Source organism: Dactylosporangium sp. NPDC050688, assembly GCF_040654515.1.
Lineage (GTDB): Bacteria > Actinomycetota > Actinomycetes > Mycobacteriales > Micromonosporaceae > Dactylosporangium.
This window is the reverse complement of the sequence record NZ_JBFAIC010000012.1, coordinates 63,910-81,708: the sequence shown is the minus strand read 5'-3', so window position 1 is coordinate 81,708 and position 17,799 is coordinate 63,910. Positions and strand designations below refer to the sequence as shown.

Here is a 17,799-nt window from a genome sequence, read left to right as displayed (position 1 = left end):
AGAAGACCGTATGAGCGGGCGGGGTCCGGGCACGTCGGCCCGCAGACCGGTCCGTACACCACGGCGGGCGCTCGTTGCCTACATCGCTCGACCGATCATCATGCGACGCGAGGATGACGCCCGTGCGCCACCGGGCTGGCTAGGGTCGGCTGGTGGATCCGCTGGAGACGATCGCGAGGGTGCCGCGCCGCCCGACGCGCGTCGACGTCGTGATCACCGCCCTGCTGCTCGGGTGGGCCGTGATCGAGGCGCTCGCCGCGTCCGGGCCGGGGCTGCTGTGGCAGCGGGTCGTGTTCGCGGTCTGCGTGACCCTCCCGCTGGTCCTGCGCCGGCGCGCCCCGGTCACCGTGATGGCGGTCCTGATCGGTGTGCTGATGGTCCGGATCTTGCTGATCCCCGGGCAGGAGGACAGCACGTTCCCGTTCCCCAGCCTGCTCGTGGCGACCTTCTCAGCGGCATTGCACACCCGCAGCCGGGCGGTGGCCGTGGCGACCGGGATCGCGCCGGTGCTCACGATGCTGTCGCTGTTCCCGCTCGGCTACTACGAGGGCCCGACGAGCATCGGGCAGACGTTCATCCTCGGCTTCTTCGTGGCCGGCGCCTGGGTGGCCGGCTGGCTGGTCCGCCTGCGCGCCGCTCAGACGGCCGCGGCGCGCGCCGACTCCGCGCGCCTGGCCGAGGAGGCCGCGGCGGCGCGGTCGGACTCCGCGCGCCTGGCGGAGGAGGCCGTGGCGGCCGAACGCGCGCGGATCGCCCGCGAGCTGCACGACGTCGTCGCGCACTCGCTGTCGATCGTGGCGGTCCAGGCCGGCGCCGCCGAGGAGCTGATCGGCCTGGACCCCGACAGCGCCCGCGCCCACATCGCCGCGGCCCGGCGCACGGCCCGCGAGGCGCTGACCGAGATGCGCCACGTGCTGGACGTCCAGCGCGAAGGCGAGCCGGCCGCCGCCGCGGCGCTGTCGCCGCAGCCGACCCTGGAGCGGGTCGCCGACCTGGTGGACGAGGTGTCCGCGGCCGGCCTGCCGGTGCGGCTGGTCACCGACGGCGCGCGGGGCGCCGTGTCCGCCGGAGTCGATCTGGCCGGATACCGGATCGTGCAGGAGGCGCTGACCAACGTGCGCCGGCACGCCGGAGCTGTCGAGACCAGCGTCCGGATCGGCTACGGTGACCGGTGGATCGAGGTGGAGATCCGCAACGCCGCCGGCCCGCCCGGCAAGCGCGCCGCGGCACGGACCGCAGGCAGCGGGCGCGGGCTGGTGGGCATGCGCGAGCGGGTCCGGCTCTACGGCGGGACGGTCACCGCCGGCTCGGACGGCGACGGCTTCGCCGTGCACGCGCGACTTCTGAGGGAGCCCCAATGATCAACGTCCTGGTCGCCGACGATCACGCGTTGATCCGCTCCGTGCTGGCCGGGATGCTGGGCGCCCAGCCCGACATCACGATCGTCGGTGAGGTCGCCGACGGCGCCGAGGCGGTGCGGTGCGCCGGCGCACTGCGCCCGGACGTGGTGGTGATGGACATCCGGATGCCGAAGATGGACGGCATCGAGGCCACCCGGCGCATCCGCCTGGCGCCCGACCCGCCCCGGGTCCTCGTGCTCACCACCTTCGACCTGGACGAGTACGTCTACGAGGCGCTGCGCGCGGGCGCCGGCGGCTTCCTGCTCAAGGACGCGCCGCCGGGCCAGCTGGCCGAGGCCGTCCGGACCGTCGCAGCCGGGGAGTCGCTGCTGGCGCCGGCGGTCACCAAGCGGCTGATCACCCGGTTCCTGCGGGTGCCGCCCTCGCCGACCGCGGCGCGGGCGGCCGCCGACCGGCTCACCGAACGCGAGCTGGAGGTGCTGCGGCTGGTCGCACGCGGCCTGAGCAACCAGGAACTGGCCGAGCGCCTGCACCTGTCCGACGCCACCGTGAAGACCCACGTCAGCCGGGTGCTGACCAAGCTCGACCTGCGCGACCGTGTACAGGCAGTCGTCTACGCCTACGAGCACGGGCTCATCGTGCCGGGCGAGGAGGACTGAGCCGCTCAGCACCGCTCATGCCGTGCGCGAAGGCCCACAGGTCTCGGGCACGTTCGCGGTCGCTGCCGGGGACGGCCGCCACCAGCGCGAGCCACAACTGCGGTGAGCTGAACCCAGGATGACGGCTGCGTGCACGCAGGTACCGGCTCCGGATGGTCCGGCCGGGAAGTGTCCGGATCTACTTGGCACTTTCTTCGGATCACAGTTGGGCGGAGGCCGCCTGTGCCTGCCAGTGGGCGAGGTTGCTGCGGGTGGTCGGGGTGTCGGGGTGGTCCGGGCCGAGGACCCGCAGCGAGTCGTCGAGCAGTTGGACGAAGGCGGTGGCGGGCCGGCGGGGTCCCCTGCCTGCCCTCACTACCGGGCGATACGGGCCGTTGATGGCAGCGATGCGGCTGGTGACCCCTGCAACGGGCCTCCGGCCGACGGCGGAACGTAAGATGATCGATGGATGTCGGCAGCTACGGGCCATTCCTCGTGTTCGGTGTGGTCGTGCTGCTGGGCGGTCTCGCCTTCCTTGCCACCCCGCGGGCCGGCGCGCCGGACTCACCCGACACCGACACCGACAAGCTGGCCTGGCGCGGACCGTTCTACGTCGGCAAGGACGACCCTCGCTTGTTCGTCCCGATACGGGTCAACCGCGTCCGCCGATCCCACAACGCAACGGCGCCCGCCCGACAGCACAGAGCTCGGCAGTTTGAGAGAGAGCGTTCTGAGCCGACGTGACCGGGCCGGCCCAGGCGAGGCTTTCGACCCGCCTGGGTCGGCCATCCCTTGCGAAACAGGCGCTACTGCGCCACCAACGGCAGGCCCGCGCTGGCTCGCCAGTCGGCGATCCGGACGAGGGTTTCCAGATAGGCGAGCAGGAACGGGCCGTAGCGGTCGAGCAGCGCCGTCGCGGTTTGCGTCCACTGCGCCGGTACGCCGTTGGTCAGGGTCCCGGCGGGCTGGCCGAGCAGCGCCGGCACCGCGATCGTCTCAACCTCCTCGGGTGTGGGCAGCCGCATGCGCAGGTTGCCATGGTGGGCGAGGACCAGGAAGCGGACCAGGTCGGGGTCGTCAACGCCGTCGAGCACGCCGCGTAGCGGGCCGTCGAGCAGCAGCAGTGAGCCGAGCTCGTGCCGGAACGCGACGTCGTCGCGGAACCGCAGCGGCGCATCGATGCCTGACTTCGCCCATGGCCGGCCCGCCGTGACCCAGTCCGGTTCCGGGTCGCCGGCCAGGCAGCACAGCGCGTCCTGCCAGGTCGGGTGCGCCTTGCCGAGGTCGTGGGCGTGCCCGGCGACGGCGGCCGCCCGCGCGGCGCCGGCGGGCAGCCGCGGGTCGATCGCGGCGAGGAGCGCCTCGACCTGGTCGCGGACGTCGGCGCTGTGCCGTTCGAGCGACAGCCAGCGGGCCGGATCGGGCGCGGCGACCGCCACGGGGACGGGATCGACGTCCGGCGCCGGCTCCACGAGCACGGGATCCGAGGGGTCGAGTCCGGCCCGTGGGTCGAAGGGGGCGAGGCCCGGATGCAAGGGGTCGGCGGCTACCAGAACCGTGTCGCCGGGGCGCAGGGGCGAGGCGGCCGTCACCCGAGTCCAGGCGCCCTCCGCCGGGTCGAGCCACCACACGGCCACCCGCTCGGCGTAGGCCCGCAGCGCCTCGAACGGCACCGTGCGTCGCCACCGCTGCTCCGGCCACCGTACCTCGGGCGCCGGCCGCCCCGACGCGTCCGCCGGGGTCCAGCGCGCCCACGCCACCTGCGCGTCGGACCCGCCCACGAACGCCGTCAGGTCGACGTCGTCGGTCGTGTCGAACCACGCCAGGAGGTCTTCCCGCCGGACCTCGCGTTCGTCCGGCGGCGGCGTCGGTACGGTGCCGGCCCGCCCGTCCGGGTCGGCTGCCGCCGACACGCACGTCAACGAGAAGGGCTCCGCGGTCTGCCAGTAGCGGGTGAAGCCGACGAGGCGGCGCAGGGTGGCGGTCGCCGCGGGCGACAGGTGCGGCCGGTCGACGACCCAGTGGGCGCCGTTGGTGACGAGCGCGAAGTCGATCGGCCACATCGCCCGGGACAGGCTGTGGCCACGGTTGAGTGCCTTGCTCACCAGCGCGCCGGCGGTGCCGATGACGATCGCCGGCCGGTGCGGGTCGAGCCGCCACCGCCGGTCGGCCTCTCCGGCGCCGCCCATGACGACGTGGACCGCGACCCGCTCGCTCATCCCGGTCGCGGCGAGCCACCGGACGATCTCACCGGCGACCGGTCCCAGCACCGACCCGCGCGGCAGCGCGAACATCAGGCGTCGGGGAGCTTGCCGGTACCATCGCCGCCAAAGCCAAACGAGCACGATCCCGGACCGGTCCACTCCGGTCGGCAGCGCCACGTCGGCGGGGAGGCCTTCGCGGGCGAGCGCGGCCAGCGAAGGGTCGGGCGGGGCGCCGGTCGCCTGCCGGAAGAACTCGTCGAAGGTCATGAGTAGGGACCATAGGCGGTGACGACGTCCCACATCGAGACCGCGACCGCCTGAACTGCCCGTATGGCATGCTCAGCAGGTACAGGGTCAAAGAGCATTGTCGACGAGACCTACGTCCCACAACGCCACGGCGCCCCGGCGGCAACCAAGGGGGTCTTCATGCCGGCGGCCGGAACTTCGCAACGTCGGTACCGAACGCGACAAGCAGGTCCCCGTCGCTGGTCGCTGCGATGTCGCCCACTGCGATCGGCAGATGCAGGGAGGGCGGCAACCGCTCACCTTGCTGCGCTCAGCGCCTCGACGGCGGAGTCGAGGTCCGGTGTGATGAGCCCGGCGAGGTCATCGGCCGCTTGGCGACGGCGCCCGACGTTGACCTACGCGGGCACTCCGAACTCGCCGTCGACGCCCCGCCAGCAACGCGGATCGCCGCCGCGTTCACCGAACTCGCCCAAACGATCTGACCGCGAACCCAGCACGGGCTCAGTCCGCCGGTCCCACAACGCAACGGCGCTCAGCTCAGTCATCCAGAATCTCGACGGGTTGGCCCGTGATCGCGGCGATGAGGTCGAAGTCCTTGTCAACTGCGAGGACGGTCAGCGCCGCCTTCTCGGCCGTCGCCGCGATCAGCAGGTCGGGAATTGACGGGGCACGGTGCTGGCCGCGGTCAGCCAGGAGCATCTGCACCTCGAAGGCCCTGTCTTCGATGGCGGGTGTCAGGTGCTCAATCGGCATCAAGGACAGCGGCGGGAGTGTGAACTGCCGGCGACCCGTGTCGCCGGAGCGCGCTGAGAATCCCAGTTCGAGCCGGGTGATCGTGGACAGCCGAACCAACCCGCGGCTGATGCGTGCACTCCAGTCGTCGCGGTTGGCCACTTGGCCGAGTTGGAGCCGCACGTACGCGGACTTGTCGATCAGCCAACTCGTCACCGCCATGCGGCATCCATCACCGTAGGGTCAGCCAGGTCCGCGAAGACTTCCGCAGACCGCTGCCAGTCCTCAGCGGTGACCGTCCGCTCACCGACAGGACCGGCGCCCTCCTCGAACTTACGGCGCAGGTACTCGTTGCGCGACAGGCCGAGATTGGCGGCCGTCGCGTCGATGCGATCGACGGCTTCCTGACTCAGGTCGCGAATAAGGATGTTGGGCATCGCACACCTCCTGAGACAGCAATGATATCATGATATCATTGCTGCCGTCCGGTCACCTGAACTGCTGGGGTACTGGTGGATCCGCACCTGGCGCAGCACATCGGCGGCGGGAACCTCACACAGCCAGTCAGGGGCCCGCCAGTCGGCGACCGCCTTGAGCAGCCGGTAGCCGTCCCGGCCTGTGGGGCTCGCAAACTCGGATCAGGGCTGTGACGTGCGACTTTGCCCGACGTCCATCCCGCCAGCAACGCAACGACCGAGGTCATGACGGCTTCACTGGTGTACCTGCTGCTACGCCAGGTCCTGCAGATGCTCACCCAACTCGCCCGCGACGGTGGCGCCAAGGACGGCGAAATTCTGGTGCTGCGGCACCAGGTGGCGGTCCTGCGCCGGCAGGTCCACCGCCCGACCTGCCCGGCTGTGGGCCGCACGCCGCCTCAAGTGCGCTCAGGGGTCATGTCGGCGCGACGCCGGACCGCCGCGCGCCAGACGTTACTGCATGTAGACGCGTGCACCTCGGAGCGATGGCCGGTGATCGGCGACAGCGAGCTGGAACCTGGGGGTGACGTGTGGAAATGCGCCCTCTGCTGGTGACGGGCGTGTGTCTAGGCGGTCGGAGGCCGCGGCCTGCACCGGCCTGCCGGACGTGGTCATCCCGGCGGAACTGCCGCTTCACCACGGTCGCCGAGCGCGACTTCGGGGCAGCGGCACCCTCCGCACGCACCCCCGGCGGCAACGCGCCGCAGGCCGCTCCCTGACCGCCTTCACAAGTTAGGGCGGCGCCTTGGCGGGTAACGCCGGCGGGGGCGCGACGGTGGGTTTGCGAGGGGCGGGGCACGATGCGAGCTTTCGTGATGCGGCGAATCGGTGAGGTCGGCTTCATGGACAAGCCGGTGCCCCGGCCTGGGCCGAACGACGCGATCGTACGCACGACCAAGGCGCTCGTCTGCACGTCCGACTCGCACACGGTGCACGGGGGGATCGGGCCGCGGGAGAACCTGACGCTGGGCCATGAGGCGGTCGGCGTCGTCGCCGAGGTCGGCGGTGAGGTGCGAGAATTCCGGCCCGGTGACCGGGTGCTCGTCGGCGCCATCACCCCGGACTGGGGAGATCCGGCCGCGCAGGCCGGCCATGCGTCGCAGTCCGGGGCGCCGCTGGGCGGCTGGAAGTTCTCCAACACCAAGGACGGCGTTTTTGCCGAGCACTTCCATGTCAACGAGGCGGACGCCAACATGGCGAAGATCCCGGACGGTGTTTCCGATGAGGCTGCCGTGTACTGCGCCGACATGCTCTCGACCGGGTTCATGGGCGCCGAGCACGGCAAGGTGCCGATCGGCGGCACAGTGGCGGTCTTCGCGCAGGGGCCGGTGGGTCTCATGGCAACCGCAGGGGCCCGGCTCCGCGGCGCCGGGCTGATCATCGGCGTCGAGACCGCCGGCCGCCGGCAGCGCCTCGCCCGAGACTATGGCGCCGACGAGATTGTCGACTTCGCCAAGGATGACCCGGTCGGGCGGATCCTCGATCTGACCGGTGGGGAGGGCGTCGACACGGCGATCGAGGCGCTCGGCGCTGAGGCGAGCTTCCAGGCCGCGGTCAAGGTGACGAAGCCGGGCGGGACGATCTCGAACGTCGGGTACTTCGGTGAGGGTGAGTACGTGCGTATCCCCCGGGTGGAGTGGGGTGTCGGCATGGCGGACAAGACCATCGCGACCGGGCTCTGTCCGGGCGGGCGGCTGCGCCTGGAGCGGCTGTTGCGGGTGCTGGAGGGCAAGCGCGTCGACCCGACGTTCATGACCAGCCATACCTTCGCCTTCGAGGAGATGGAGCGGGCGTTCGACATCGCGGACCGCAAGCTCGACGATGTTGTGAAGGTGCTCGTGTCGTTCTGACATGGCTCAACCCATTGGGGCCAGGACATGCTCGATCGTGAACCGTCGTTCCGCCCGATTCGGCGCCGGGACGGCTACCTCCGCTGGAGGACCTTGGGCTGATCGGCGACGGCGCGACCGCCGCGCTGGTTGCTCTCTCGCCGGCGACGGTGACGGGGTCACACGGTGCGCGGCCCTTCGACGGCCTGCGGCGTCGACTGGAGCGGCGGCGGCAACAGATCCACAACACCAGCGGTCACGATCGTCGTCGGGGTAGGCATCAAGTGGTATCCGGGCGTCGGCCGTTCGGGTGACCCACCGGACCAGCGGAATCAGCAAAACGTAGTCCTACGGACCAGCGGTAAGTCGGGGCGAGGTGGGTACCGGGACGCAAAGCCCTTGGATAGCGGACGGAGGCGCAAGCAGATGTCGGATCTGATCGTGATCGGGTACGAGAACCCGGAGACCGCTCGACAGGCGTACGAGCAAGTGCAGCGCTTGCAGCAGGATTTCGTCGTCGACCTACGCGGACTCGCCATCGTCCACGTCGACCCCGACGGTAAGACTCACGTCGATACACCTCAGCGGATCGTCGGTGCGTCCGCGGCTACCGGTGGGCTTTTTGGCCTCCTGCTCGGCCTCCTGTTCTTCGTGCCGGGCATGGTGCTGCTGGGTGGCGCGATCGGCGCGCTGATGGGCAAGCTCAACAAGTCGGGCATCGATGCCGAGTTTCGCAACCGCGTGGAGCACCTGCTCGAGCCCGGCCACTCCGCCGTGGTGATTATGGCCTCGAAGATCACCGAGGACAGGTTCGCAAGCGCCATGCGGCCTTTCGGCGGCATCATCCTCAAGACCTCGCTGTCCGAGAGCGATGAGGAGGAGCTCGCCGGGGAACTTGCCAGAGAGAGCTGAGTCGGTTGATCGTGTTCACTGGGGGCCGGGGACGACGACCGGTCAAGACCCGGACGGCCTCCTGCGCGGCGATGGTCCGTACCGCTGGCAGCGACTGCTCGGAGTAGTAGGCGGCGTGCGGCGTGACGACGGCGTTCGGCAGGTGCAGCAGCGCGTTGTCGGGCCGCCAAGGCGTCGGCAAGCGCGGCGTCCTCGATGATCGGGCCCCGGGCGGTGTTGACGAGCATTGCCGTCGGCTTCATGCGGGCGAGCGTCGTGCGGTCGAACAGGTGAAGGGTGTCCGGGGTCAGCGGTGCCTGGACGACGAGGGAGTCGGATTCCTCGACAGTTCGTCGAACGAGACCGGGTGTACGCCGCGGGCCCGGATCGGCTCGTCATCCACAAATGGGTCGTAGCGTCGCAGTTCCACTCCGAACGGCGGGGCCCGCTCCGCGATGAGCTGGACGATCGCCCCGAAGCCGAGAAATGCCGAAGGCGAAGTGGCGAAGAAGGGCGAGTCCCTGGGTGCCCGGCCGGCATGGGGCGGGCGGGAACTGTGCCGGCATCTCGTTGCCCGCGGTGACCGTGTCGTCGTGACCGCTGGTTAGGGCTGTTTTCGTCGTACCAGCCGTCGCGGCCGCGTAGGGGCACGGTTCGAGCGGTGTCTGGTGCGCCGCTTCTACGACGTTGGGCGGTGACGTGATCGCGCTCGATCGTGGGCGGATCGCCGAACGCACCACAAGCCTCGGCTTGGCGGCCGCGGCGAACATCCTGGACCGCTACCTCGCCCAAGTAACGCATACTCGCGGTTCTGATCTGACCGCTGACGGGAACTCGCCATGTTCGAACCTGCCAATCGTATCCTCACGGGCGCACACCTCTACCCCGGCCGAGCGGCCGGGGCAGACCCGGGCAGCGCTGGCAATGCGCGATGGACGCGTGTGCGCCGTCGGTGAGGAGGACAGGCTGCTGGCCGCGTTCCAGGCCAGGAGCACGGAGGTCGAGGACCTCGGCGGCGCGTTCGTCATGCCGTCCCGTGGCGGAACCTGCCGCACGACTTTCCACCACACCGTGTACCGGATCCACCCGGCGCCGTGGACTTTCTTACCCCGACGGCGATGCGCGGTGTCATCAACCGCGAACAACAGATCGGCGTCGTTGGGACAAGGTTGGCCAGGACCAGATCGAACAGGGTCAGGCCGATCTTCTCGACCGACCAACGGGCGGCCGAGAAGAACCCGATGCGCCCGGTGATGTGACCACGTCGTGGCCAGTCCGGTCCCGGTCGACGGCGGTTGTTCGCTGCCCAGCGCGACGATGCGCTGTTGGCGAAGCCTTGCACGGCCCCAAGCATCGACGCCCAGGCGTCGAGACCGACGTGGCTCTGAACGCGATCGGCGGTTCCATTTGTAGCTGGGAGTTTGGCTCCCGTCCATCGCCGACGGACTTTCGTGGGCGTGACTTCGGGCCCAGTTGCGACGGGCCTTTGTTTCTGCCGGCCCGCGTGCGGCATGCTCGGACGCTCGGCGAGCTGCGGGTACGGCAGCGTGGCGTCCTCCGGGACGGGAGGCCGTGGCCTTGGCCCGGCGGTGTTGTCGGCGGGAGCACCGGGATCAATGGCAGCAGCCGCAGGATGATGACGGTTGGGCGCGGGAGCCACCCGGGGACGCCGAGCGCCCGTGACCGGCGTCCTCCCCCTGCTCATGAGCCGACGGTAGGTTCCATTCTTAGGTATCCGTAAGAGCGCGGTCCCCAGCGACGCGCTAATCCTGGCCTCAGGTTGATCGGGGACACTGAGCGGCAAAAGCATCGGCTGGAAGGGGGCGGGCTGGCGTGCGGATCATGATCGCGGATGATGACGCGGCCATCCGTGAGTCGCTGGAGCGGGTGCTCCAGGTCGAGGGTTACGACACCAGGACCGTCGCCAACGGTCTCGCCGTGCTCGACGGGGTCGGTGGGGCCGGCGGTGACACGCTGGATCTGCTGATTCTCGACGTGATGATGCCCCGCCTCGGCGGGTTGGAGACCTGCCGGCGGTTGCGGGCCGCGGGCCGGGATCTGCCGGTGCTGATGCTGACCGCCCGTGACCAGATCTCCGACCGGGTCGCGGGGCTGGACGCGGGCGCCGACGACTACCTGCCCAAGCCGTTCGCCACCGAGGAGTTGCTGGCCCGGGTGCGGGCCCTGCTGCGCCGGCGCACGCCGACCGACGGGGAGTCGCAGATCCTGTCGTTCGCCGACGTCCGGCTCGATCCCGACAGGTTCGAGGCGTGGCGTGGCGGGCGGCCGCTGCACCTGACCCGAACCGAGTTCTCCCTCCTGCAGGTCCTCGTGCGCAACGCGACCCGGGTCTTGACCCGCGACGCGCTGTTCGAGGCGATCTGGGGCTTCGACATGAGCGCCACCGCCAACAACCTCCAGGTATACGTGAGCTACCTGCGCCGCAAGATGGAGGCCGAGGGTGAGCCGCGATTGATCTACACGCTGCGCGGCCTGGGATACACGTTGCGGGAGACTCCTCCGTGAGCAGGCACGCCCGCCGGGAACCGCGCCGGCTGACCCGATGGTGGCGCCGGCGGTCCCTGCGGACCAGGCTGACGGTGATCGCGGCGACGGCCATCGCGGTCAGCGTGTTCGTGGCCTTCCAGGTGGCCAGCCAGCTCCTGGACTGGGAGCTGCGGGACACCGCCGAGGATCAGCTGCGCGCCGACTCCCGCGTCCTGGCGACGGACGCGGAGCGCGCCGGTCTGGCGCAGGTCCAGCTACCGCCGTATCCCGGATCCGGTCGGCTGGTGCGGGTCATCCTGCCCGACGGCTCGACCCGGACGCCGGCCGGCCAACCCGCGCTGCCCCCGGTCAGCGAGCACGCCGGGCGCGTGGCGCAGGGCGCGTCGGCCGACCTGATGGAGTCGAACGACACCGACGACGAGGGCTACCTCATCTACACGCTGCGGGCGGGCGACGGCGCGGTCCAGGTGGCCCGCGTCGCCGACGACAGCCCGATCAACCGGTTCGGGTTGGGCATGCTGCTGATCGGGCTGCTCTGCGTGGTCGGCGGCGCCCTTGTCGGGCGGGCCGTGGCGCGGACCGGGCTGGCGCCGATCGACCGGCTGACCGCCGCCGCGGTACATGTCGCGCACACCCGGGATCTCGACGCCGACATCCCGGATGAGGGCGGTGGGGAGATCCGGCGGCTGATCCAGTCGATCAACGACATGCTCGCCGCGCTCCGGGACTCCCGGCGGGCCCAGCGGCTGCTCGCCGAGGACGCCGCCCACGAGCTCAAGACCCCGCTCACCAGCCTGCGCCTCAACGTCGAGCTGCTGATCCGGCTCGATCGGCGCGGCACCCTGGACAGCGCACTGCCGGCGGAGAGCCGGACCCGGCTGCTCAACGATCTCGGCGCCCAGGTGGCCGAGCTGAGCACCCTTGCCGCCGAGCTGACCGACCTGGCGCGCGGTGACGTCAGCGACGAGAGCACCGAGCTGCTCGACCTCGCCGACGTGGTGGTGGCCGCCGCGACCCGGGCGCGTTCCCGCATGCCCGACATCGAAGTCGCGCTCGACGTGACCTCCGTGTGGGTGCGCGGGCGTCCCGCTGCGCTGCAGCGGGCGGTGCTCAACCTCATCGACAACGCCGGCAAGTGGTCCCCCGCGGACCAGCCGGTCCAGATCCGGCTCCGTGCCGAGGGCGCGTCGGCGGTGCTCAAGGTCGACGACGCCGGGCCGGGCATCGACGCCGCCGACGTACCGCGGGTGTTCGACCGGTTCTACCGTGCCGACAGCGCCCGGGCGTTGCCGGGATCCGGTCTAGGGCTGTCGATCGTGCAGCGGGTCGTCGACGCCCACGGCGGCCGGGCCACCGTCGCCCGCTCCGCACGCGGTGGCGCGCTGCTTCGGGTCGACCTTCCGGCCGCGGCCCCGCCCGCCCCGATCGCGCGGCTCACCGCCGGGGAGGACACCGCGGTGCGCTGACCCCAGCCCCGGCGCGTTGGCGCAGGACCAAAGGGGCGGCGACCGTCGGGCCCATGAAAAGATCCGGGACGGGCCTGGATCCCCGTCCCGAATCTCGTCCGTGCCGCCGCGCTCACCGTTGCAGCGCGAGCTCCTCGTCGTCGGCGAGCGACTGTTGCCCGTCCGGGGGCTCCGCCGTCGGACGGGACAGCCGACTCGGCCACCAGATCCGCCGGCCGATCAGCAGGGTGAGGGCGGGCACCAGGACCGACCGCACCAGCAGGGCGTCGAGCAGCACGCCGAAGGCGACCAGGAACCCGACCTCGATCAGCATCACCAGCGGAAGTGTGGCGAGGACCGCGAACGTGGCCGCCAGGACCAGGCCTGCCGAGGTGATGACGCCACCGGTGGCGGAGAGGGCTTTGAGCATGCCCTCTCTGGTGCCGAGCCGCACGGTCTCCTCCCGGGCCCGGCTGGCCAGGAAGATGTTGTAGTCGACGCCGAGCGCCACCAGGAACAGGAATGCCAGCAGCGGCACCGAATAGTCGATACCCTTGAACCCGAGGATCGTGTCGAAGACGAACACGCTGCCGCCGAAGGCTGCGGCGAATGAGACGATCACGGTGGCCATCAGGACCAGCGGGGCCACGATCGCGCGCAGCAGCAGCCCGAGGACGATCAGGACGACGGCGAGCACCAGCGGGATCACCAGCTTCTCGTCGCGGCTGGTGGTCACCTCGGTGTCGAGGTTCTCCGCACTCGGCCCGCCGACGATCGCCTCCGCCCCGCTCACCGCGTGCACGGCGGTGCGCACCCGCTTGATCGTGTCGTACTCTGCGACGGTGTCCGGCGCGTCCGTCGGGAACACGGAGATGTCGGCCCAGCCACCGCTGGTCTGACCCGGGATGGCCAGGGCCACACCGCGAGTGCCCTTGACGATGTCGAGCACCCGCTCCTGGTACGCCGGCCGCGTGAAGATCGTCATCGGCTGGCCGCCGAGCTCCGGGAAGTGCTGGCGGAGAACGGTGAAGCCGGTGACCGACTCCGGCGCGGACAGGAACTGGTCCTGCTCCCGCAGGGCGCCGGTGTTGCCCGCCAGCCCGATGGCGAGCACGCCGAGGACTCCGAGCGAGCCGAGCGTCGCCACCCACCGTCGGCGGCTGATGGCGGTGCCAAGCCGTCCCCACAGCCCCGGCTTCTCCTCCACGGTCGTGCTGAACTGCGGGATGGCCGGCCAGAAGATCCGCCTGCCGAGCACCACGAGCACCGCCGGGAACAGCGTCAGCATGGCCACCAGCGCGCACAGGATGCCGGCCGCACCGATCGGGCCCAACCCGCTGGTGCTGTTCAGGTCCGCGACGAGCAGGCAGAGCAGGCCGGCGACCACGGTGGCCGCGGACGCGACGATGGCCGGCGCCGCGCCGCGTAGCGCGTGGACCATCGCGACCCGGACGTTCTCGTGGTGGTGCAGTGTCTCCCGATATCGAGCGATGAGCAACAGCGCGTAGTCCGTGCCGACGCCGAATACCAGGATCGTCAGCAGCGCCGAGTTCTGGTCGTTGACCACGATGCCGAAGCCCTTGACGAGCAGGTAGACGGTCGCCATCGCGGTCAGTGCGGCCGCGCCCACGACCACCAGCGGGATGAACCACAACACCGGACTGCGGTAGGTGAGGATGAGCAGGAGCGTGACGACGACGACGGTGGTGAGGAAGACCTGCATGTCGATGCCGTCGAAGACGGCGTCCATGTCGCCGTCGACCGCGGCCGGGCCGGTCACGTCGAGTTCCAGGCCGGCGGGGCGGTCCTTCGCGGCGTCACGCAACGGGCCGACGATGGCCTCCGGCGCGCCGTAGGTCGTGCTCACGTCGAGGGTGAACATCATCGCCTTGCCGTCGGTGGAGAGTCTCGTCGGTGGGCCCTCGTCCTCGCCGCCGGCCGGGACCGCCACCTTCGGCGGGTACCGCTTGGCAAGGGTGTTGTAGTGGCGCTCGACCGTCGCGCGGTCGGCGTCGGTCATGCCGCCGGCGCGGTGGTACACGAAGACGAACGTGTTGTCGTCACCGCCGGGGAGACTGTCCTCCAGCACCGCCACCTTGGTGGACTCGGCACTGGCCGGCAGGGTGTCCGCGGCGCTGTCGGTGGTGACCGAGCTCAACTTTCCGCTCAGCGGCACCATGACCGCCGCCAGCGCCACCCACAAGCCAATCACCAACCACGGCACCCACCGGCCTGCCAACCGACCGGCCGGCGCTTCCCCGGACGGCGCTGCGTTGACTGCCATCACTAGCCTCCTACATACGGGTTACATCGCTTATCTGATGCCTACTTCGTACCGAGCGAACCTGAGACGACTGTTAAAGCGGCGCTCAGGCCGGTTGGCCGAACCAGGTGCCCAGCGCACGCACCAGCGTGGTGGCGTCGAGGTCCTGCCCGGTAGGCAAGGCCCAGGCGACACAGCCGTCGGGCCGGATGAGCAACGCGTCGACGTTCACCCGGTCCGTGCGGACGGTGCCGGGTGTTGACCCGTCCGGTCCACGCGGCCGCGCCGTCGCGGACCTCCGTGCGGTCGACGAGGTCGAGCAGGAGCCCACGGCCCCTCACGCAGTAGGGTCCCCCGACCGGGTCACCGCGGTGATGACGTCCGGGTCGGGCCGCTCCAGCGTCAACTTCATGTCCGGGCACAGGGTGCCGCCGAGCCGGTGGTCGTCGCCCAGGTCGTACCGGACGTCCATGCCGACGAGCATGTCGGCGACGTACCGGTGGGCGTCGTCGAGGTCCAGCAGGTCGGAGAACATCCCCACAGCGCCCTGGCCTGCGGGTCGGGTCGCATCAGGGCGATCTGGGCCCGGGGTGTTCTGCAGCGGGCGCGCCGCGACCGGGTGCCGTTCGGTGGTGTACGTGTCGAGGATGTCCGCCGGCCCAGCCGCGTACCACGGCCGCGAGCTTCCAGCCGAGGTTCGCCGCATCGACGATACCGACGTTGAGGTCGTCCTCACCCAGGGGAAGACCGAACAACTCTGGGCGACGAGTTCACCGCGCACGCCGAGCGGAAGAGTGTGCGGCACGCGAACCCGCCGTCGGCGCAACGGCGTGATCCGGCCGAACCCGGCCGGCATTTCAGGTCCATCACAGCCCCTCAACGTAGGTGTGGACCTGCAGCGGGGTTCCCGACGAGCGGGGCACCTCCCGACGCTCTATCACTGCGGCGTGGACCGTCGTGGAGCGGTGGCTGCGGCACTGGCTGGACACCCGTACCCGGATCCGGCCCGCCACCCGCCTGGCCTACACCCGCGACGTCGAATTGGTTCTGATCCCGTACCTGGGCCACTACCGGCTCGCCGATCTCGACGGACCGCTGCTGCGCACGGTGTTCGCCCAGATCGCCGGCACCACCAACGCAAAAGGCAAGCCGCAGTCCCCGTCAGCGCTCAACCACCTCCGGACGACGCTGCGGGCGGCGTTGAACCTGGCCGTACGGGAGGAACTGATCGACTCAAACCCGGCCCGGCACATCGAGATCAGCGGCTACCGGCGCCCGCACCCCCAGGTCTGGACCGAGGGCCGCATCGAGCACTGGGAGCAGACCGGTGAGCGCCGAACGCCAGCGCACCACCGCCGGCTACGAGGTCGTCGAGGGCGACCCGAAGACCGCCGCCGGACAACGAGCCGTCGCCCTGGACCGGCACACCGTCAAGATCCTGCGCGAGCACCGCCGCCGCCAACTCGCCCACCGCGACCGCCGCCTCGCCGCCGGAAAGGTGTGGCACGACTCCGGGTACCTGTTCACCCGCAAAGACGGCGAGCCGATCAACCCGAGCTACGCCACCACCCGGTTCCGCAAGCTCACCGAACGGGCCGAACTGCCCCCGGTGCTGCCGCGATGAACAACAGACACCTTCCGGCAAACGGCCCACCCGGAGGCGCAAGAACCGCAGCTCACGTCGCTGACGCCACACCAACCGTCACGCACGGTAATGACACCCGAGACGCAACCACGTTACACCCACCGTCCACAAAGGCCGGACAACACAAAGGGCCCGAACCGCATCGCTGCAGCTCAGGCCCCTGACGATCTTGCGCGCCCGAAGGGACTGGAACCCCTAACCTTCTGATCCGGCGCGCCGGTGACGGTCGGGCCGAGCCGCGTGATCCGCACGATCGACAGGTGACCGGCCGGCAACCACGTCACGCCACGATCGATCCAGTCCTCACCGACGAACGGCGGCGGGTCGAAGCCGGCGGCGGTGAGAGCCTCGGCGATGCGTTCGTCGTGGTTCACGACGCGGGCTCCTGCCGGTAGTAGTCGATGAGCTTCTGGTCGGGGCAGAACACGGCCCGCTGGATCGCGGCGGCGGTCGGGGCGTAGTCGCTGGCGAGCAACTCCGCGGCCACGTGCTCGACGGCATGGCGGCGCGCCTCGGCGGCGGCGATCTGCTCGCGCATGACGGCGATGAGCCGGTCGGTGGTGCCCCGCGACGCCTGGAACGACGCCGCGACGAGGGCAGGGCTGAGAGTGTCGGTCACGCCGCGGTCGTCAGTCGCAGTCATCGGAGTGCCCGCCGACGCTTTTCGGCTTCGATCCGGTCTTCGACTTGCTCTTGCTGCCGCCGCCACCGCTGCTGCCGCCCGGCTTGCCGGCGACGGCCATCGTGAACGCGTCGCAGGTGCTGGACGAGACGAGGTTGCAGGCGCTGAGGGCCGGCGTCAGGAGCAGGCCGGCGAACGCCGCGACGATGGTCTTACGAGTGCGGGTCATGGTAGTTCCCTTCAGTGTCTGGTGGTGTCACCGTCGGAATGATGCACGGTTTTCTTCACCTCGTTGATCAGGTCTCCGACACACGCGTGCGGCGTTGCTCACTGATCAACGAATACACGCAGGCCGCATGGCCGAAACCCGATTTACGAGCCCCACAGGTCCATGTCAGCGAGCCCTGCGGCTACGCCACCTCGGCCTGGTTGCCGAATCGACCGGCAACGACCTTCCGCAGCACATCGAGCGCCTGCTGCGCGTCGTCAGGACCAACCGGCGCGGCCCCTCCCTGACGTAGGCCACAAGTGCCTCCCGGATGACATCAGAGCGCCGCGCCTGCTGCGTCCGGGTCGCTGGACCTGCTGGAGCGTCGTGCCGGGCGTGCCGGGCTGTCTGCCCGGTGCGCGGCCCGAGACCTCCCGCCGTGAACGCGGCGGCGGTTTCCGTGGACCGTCCGACGACGGTGGTTTCGACGAGTTCCGGGAGTCCTTGCGCAGCAACGACTCCAGCCGGGTCACCCGCTGGCCAGTACTTCGATACGGGCATCGCGTTCGGCGATCAACTCGTCCCGCTCGGCGAGAGCAATCTCCAACCGGGCCAGCCGCTGCAGCAACTGCTCCATCGAGAGCGAACCGGACATGTCATTAAAAATGCCTCCATCGGCCACCAGGACCAAACACCACAGCGATCAAAAAACCAGTCGAACAATTACATGA

At 70.3% G+C, this 17,799-nt stretch carries 23 protein-coding genes and 1 pseudogene; 9 read left to right on the top strand and 15 right to left on the bottom strand.

The annotated features are described in order from the left end of the window. Positions 1–152 precede the first annotated feature (152 nt). Positions 153–1,361 (top strand): histidine kinase, encoded by a 1,209-nt coding sequence (locus AB0H83_RS14510; RefSeq protein ID WP_360092471.1) that lies wholly within the window; start codon positions 153–155, stop codon positions 1,359–1,361. After that, on the top strand, positions 1,358–2,020 hold the full coding sequence (locus AB0H83_RS14505) for a response regulator transcription factor (protein WP_360092468.1): 663 nt from the start codon (positions 1,358–1,360) through the stop codon (positions 2,018–2,020). Before AB0H83_RS14510 ends, AB0H83_RS14505 begins: the two co-directional genes overlap by 4 nt. A gap of 199 nt (positions 2,021–2,219) precedes the next feature. Here AB0H83_RS14505 and AB0H83_RS14500 read toward each other — a convergent pair whose 3' ends face one another. After that, a complete protein-coding gene (locus AB0H83_RS14500; RefSeq protein WP_360092465.1) occupies positions 2,220–2,375 on the bottom strand; it encodes a hypothetical protein in 156 nt (51 codons plus the stop codon). 89 nt (positions 2,376–2,464) lie between these two features. Here AB0H83_RS14500 and AB0H83_RS14495 point away from each other — a divergent pair, with 89 nt between their 5' ends. Then, positions 2,465–2,743 carry a hypothetical protein gene (locus tag AB0H83_RS14495; protein WP_360092462.1) on the top strand — a complete coding sequence of 93 codons (279 nt, stop codon included), beginning with the start codon at positions 2,465–2,467 and terminating at the stop codon, positions 2,741–2,743. A gap of 62 nt (positions 2,744–2,805) precedes the next feature. On the opposite strand, the gene AB0H83_RS14490 is transcribed toward AB0H83_RS14495, so the two are convergent. From AB0H83_RS14490 to AB0H83_RS14480, 3 genes are all read right to left on the bottom strand, one after another. After that, the gene (locus AB0H83_RS14490) at positions 2,806–4,470 is read right to left on the bottom strand and encodes an HD domain-containing protein (protein WP_360092459.1); all 1,665 of its coding nucleotides are present in this window, start codon (positions 4,468–4,470) and stop codon (positions 2,806–2,808) included. Positions 4,471–4,986: 516 nt separating this feature from the next. After that, on the bottom strand, positions 4,987–5,403 hold the full coding sequence (locus AB0H83_RS14485) for a PIN domain nuclease (RefSeq protein WP_360092456.1): 417 nt from the start codon (positions 5,401–5,403) through the stop codon (positions 4,987–4,989). Continuing rightward, a complete protein-coding gene (locus tag AB0H83_RS14480) occupies positions 5,394–5,618 on the bottom strand; it encodes a hypothetical protein (protein ID WP_360092453.1) in 225 nt (74 codons plus the stop codon). Before AB0H83_RS14480 ends, AB0H83_RS14485 begins: the two co-directional genes overlap by 10 nt. 222 nt (positions 5,619–5,840) lie before the next feature. Between AB0H83_RS14480 and AB0H83_RS14475 the strand changes: the two genes are divergently transcribed. From AB0H83_RS14475 to AB0H83_RS14465, 3 genes are all read left to right on the top strand, one after another. Next, the gene (locus AB0H83_RS14475) at positions 5,841–6,212 is read left to right on the top strand and encodes a hypothetical protein (RefSeq protein WP_360092450.1); all 372 of its coding nucleotides are present in this window, start codon (positions 5,841–5,843) and stop codon (positions 6,210–6,212) included. 260 nt (positions 6,213–6,472) lie between these two features. After that, positions 6,473–7,507, top strand: a complete 1,035-nt coding sequence (locus AB0H83_RS14470) for a zinc-binding dehydrogenase (RefSeq protein WP_360092447.1) — start codon at positions 6,473–6,475, stop codon at positions 7,505–7,507. A gap of 405 nt (positions 7,508–7,912) precedes the next feature. Then, positions 7,913–8,398 (top strand): DUF1269 domain-containing protein, encoded by a 486-nt coding sequence (locus AB0H83_RS14465; RefSeq protein ID WP_360092445.1) that lies wholly within the window; start codon positions 7,913–7,915, stop codon positions 8,396–8,398. Between the two features lie 155 nt (positions 8,399–8,553). Here the strand turns inward: AB0H83_RS14465 and AB0H83_RS14460 are convergent. Then, a pseudogene (locus AB0H83_RS14460) lies at positions 8,554–8,715 on the bottom strand (NAD(P)-dependent oxidoreductase); the annotation flags it as partial. A gap of 686 nt (positions 8,716–9,401) precedes the next feature. Continuing rightward, a complete protein-coding gene (locus AB0H83_RS14455; protein WP_360092442.1) occupies positions 9,402–9,719 on the bottom strand; it encodes a hypothetical protein in 318 nt (105 codons plus the stop codon). A gap of 491 nt (positions 9,720–10,210) precedes the next feature. Between AB0H83_RS14455 and AB0H83_RS14450 the strand changes: the two genes are divergently transcribed. Next, positions 10,211–10,903, top strand: coding sequence for a response regulator transcription factor (locus AB0H83_RS14450; RefSeq protein ID WP_360092439.1), 693 nt, complete (start codon positions 10,211–10,213; stop codon positions 10,901–10,903). Further along, positions 10,900–12,351, top strand: a complete 1,452-nt coding sequence (locus tag AB0H83_RS14445; RefSeq protein ID WP_360092436.1) for a HAMP domain-containing sensor histidine kinase — start codon at positions 10,900–10,902, stop codon at positions 12,349–12,351. The genes AB0H83_RS14450 and AB0H83_RS14445 overlap by 4 nt, the downstream gene beginning before the upstream one ends. 112 nt (positions 12,352–12,463) lie before the next feature. On the opposite strand, the gene AB0H83_RS14440 is transcribed toward AB0H83_RS14445, so the two are convergent. The 4 genes from AB0H83_RS14440 to AB0H83_RS14425 all read right to left on the bottom strand — a co-directional run bounded on the left by AB0H83_RS14440 (position 12,464) and on the right by AB0H83_RS14425 (position 15,348). Then, positions 12,464–14,542, bottom strand: a complete 2,079-nt coding sequence (locus AB0H83_RS14440; RefSeq protein WP_360092733.1) for an MMPL family transporter — start codon at positions 14,540–14,542, stop codon at positions 12,464–12,466. Between the two features lie 157 nt (positions 14,543–14,699). Beyond that, entirely contained in the window at positions 14,700–14,924 is a 225-nt protein-coding gene (locus tag AB0H83_RS14435) for a hypothetical protein (RefSeq protein WP_360092433.1), read from the bottom strand. Positions 14,925–14,930: 6 nt separating this feature from the next. Further along, a complete protein-coding gene (locus tag AB0H83_RS14430) occupies positions 14,931–15,128 on the bottom strand; it encodes a hypothetical protein (protein WP_360092430.1) in 198 nt (65 codons plus the stop codon). 34 nt (positions 15,129–15,162) lie between these two features. After that, positions 15,163–15,348, bottom strand: a complete 186-nt coding sequence (locus AB0H83_RS14425) for an FAD-dependent monooxygenase (RefSeq protein WP_360092427.1) — start codon at positions 15,346–15,348, stop codon at positions 15,163–15,165. A 572-nt stretch (positions 15,349–15,920) separates the two neighbouring features. On the opposite strand from AB0H83_RS14425, the gene AB0H83_RS14420 reads away from it, so the two are divergent. Continuing rightward, on the top strand, positions 15,921–16,217 hold the full coding sequence (locus AB0H83_RS14420) for a hypothetical protein (protein WP_360092424.1): 297 nt from the start codon (positions 15,921–15,923) through the stop codon (positions 16,215–16,217). Between the two features lie 173 nt (positions 16,218–16,390). Here the strand turns inward: AB0H83_RS14420 and AB0H83_RS14415 are convergent, their stop codons facing one another. From AB0H83_RS14415 to AB0H83_RS14395, 5 genes are all read right to left on the bottom strand, one after another. Beyond that, on the bottom strand, positions 16,391–16,612 hold the full coding sequence (locus AB0H83_RS14415) for a hypothetical protein (RefSeq protein ID WP_360092421.1): 222 nt from the start codon (positions 16,610–16,612) through the stop codon (positions 16,391–16,393). Next, complete coding sequence (locus AB0H83_RS14410) at positions 16,609–16,857, bottom strand: hypothetical protein (protein WP_360092418.1); 249 nt, start codon at positions 16,855–16,857, stop codon at positions 16,609–16,611. Before AB0H83_RS14410 ends, AB0H83_RS14415 begins: the two co-directional genes overlap by 4 nt. A 10-nt stretch (positions 16,858–16,867) precedes the next feature. Then, positions 16,868–17,089: a hypothetical protein gene (locus AB0H83_RS14405; RefSeq protein WP_360092415.1), complete on the bottom strand. Its 222-nt coding sequence runs from the start codon at positions 17,087–17,089 to the stop codon at positions 16,868–16,870. Between the two features lie 257 nt (positions 17,090–17,346). Beyond that, positions 17,347–17,601: a DUF6444 domain-containing protein gene (locus AB0H83_RS14400; protein WP_360092412.1), complete on the bottom strand. Its 255-nt coding sequence runs from the start codon at positions 17,599–17,601 to the stop codon at positions 17,347–17,349. Next, on the bottom strand, positions 17,598–17,723 hold the full coding sequence (locus AB0H83_RS14395; protein WP_360092409.1) for a hypothetical protein: 126 nt from the start codon (positions 17,721–17,723) through the stop codon (positions 17,598–17,600). The genes AB0H83_RS14400 and AB0H83_RS14395 overlap by 4 nt, the downstream gene beginning before the upstream one ends. Positions 17,724–17,799: the final 76 nt, after the last annotated feature.

What these genes read in the sequence shown, in the direction of transcription:
- AB0H83_RS14505 (WP_360092468.1), top strand. Translation starts at nt 1,358, where the DNA reads ATGATCAACGTCCTGGTCGCCGACGATCACGCGTTGATCCGCTCCGTG.
- AB0H83_RS14495 (WP_360092462.1), top strand. Translation starts at nt 2,465, where the DNA reads ATGGATGTCGGCAGCTACGGGCCATTCCTCGTGTTCGGTGTGGTCGTG.
- AB0H83_RS14490 (WP_360092459.1), bottom strand. Translation starts at nt 4,470, where the DNA reads ATGACCTTCGACGAGTTCTTCCGGCAGGCGACCGGCGCCCCGCCCGAC.
- AB0H83_RS14485 (WP_360092456.1), bottom strand. Translation starts at nt 5,403, where the DNA reads ATGGCGGTGACGAGTTGGCTGATCGACAAGTCCGCGTACGTGCGGCTC.
- AB0H83_RS14480 (WP_360092453.1), bottom strand. Translation starts at nt 5,618, where the DNA reads ATGCCCAACATCCTTATTCGCGACCTGAGTCAGGAAGCCGTCGATCGC.
- AB0H83_RS14470 (WP_360092447.1), top strand. Translation starts at nt 6,473, where the DNA reads ATGCGGCGAATCGGTGAGGTCGGCTTCATGGACAAGCCGGTGCCCCGG.
- AB0H83_RS14465 (WP_360092445.1), top strand. Translation starts at nt 7,913, where the DNA reads ATGTCGGATCTGATCGTGATCGGGTACGAGAACCCGGAGACCGCTCGA.
- AB0H83_RS14430 (WP_360092430.1), bottom strand. Translation starts at nt 15,128, where the DNA reads ATGTTCTCCGACCTGCTGGACCTCGACGACGCCCACCGGTACGTCGCC.
- AB0H83_RS14405 (WP_360092415.1), bottom strand. Translation starts at nt 17,089, where the DNA reads ATGACCCGCACTCGTAAGACCATCGTCGCGGCGTTCGCCGGCCTGCTC.
- AB0H83_RS14395 (WP_360092409.1), bottom strand. Translation starts at nt 17,723, where the DNA reads ATGTCCGGTTCGCTCTCGATGGAGCAGTTGCTGCAGCGGCTGGCCCGG.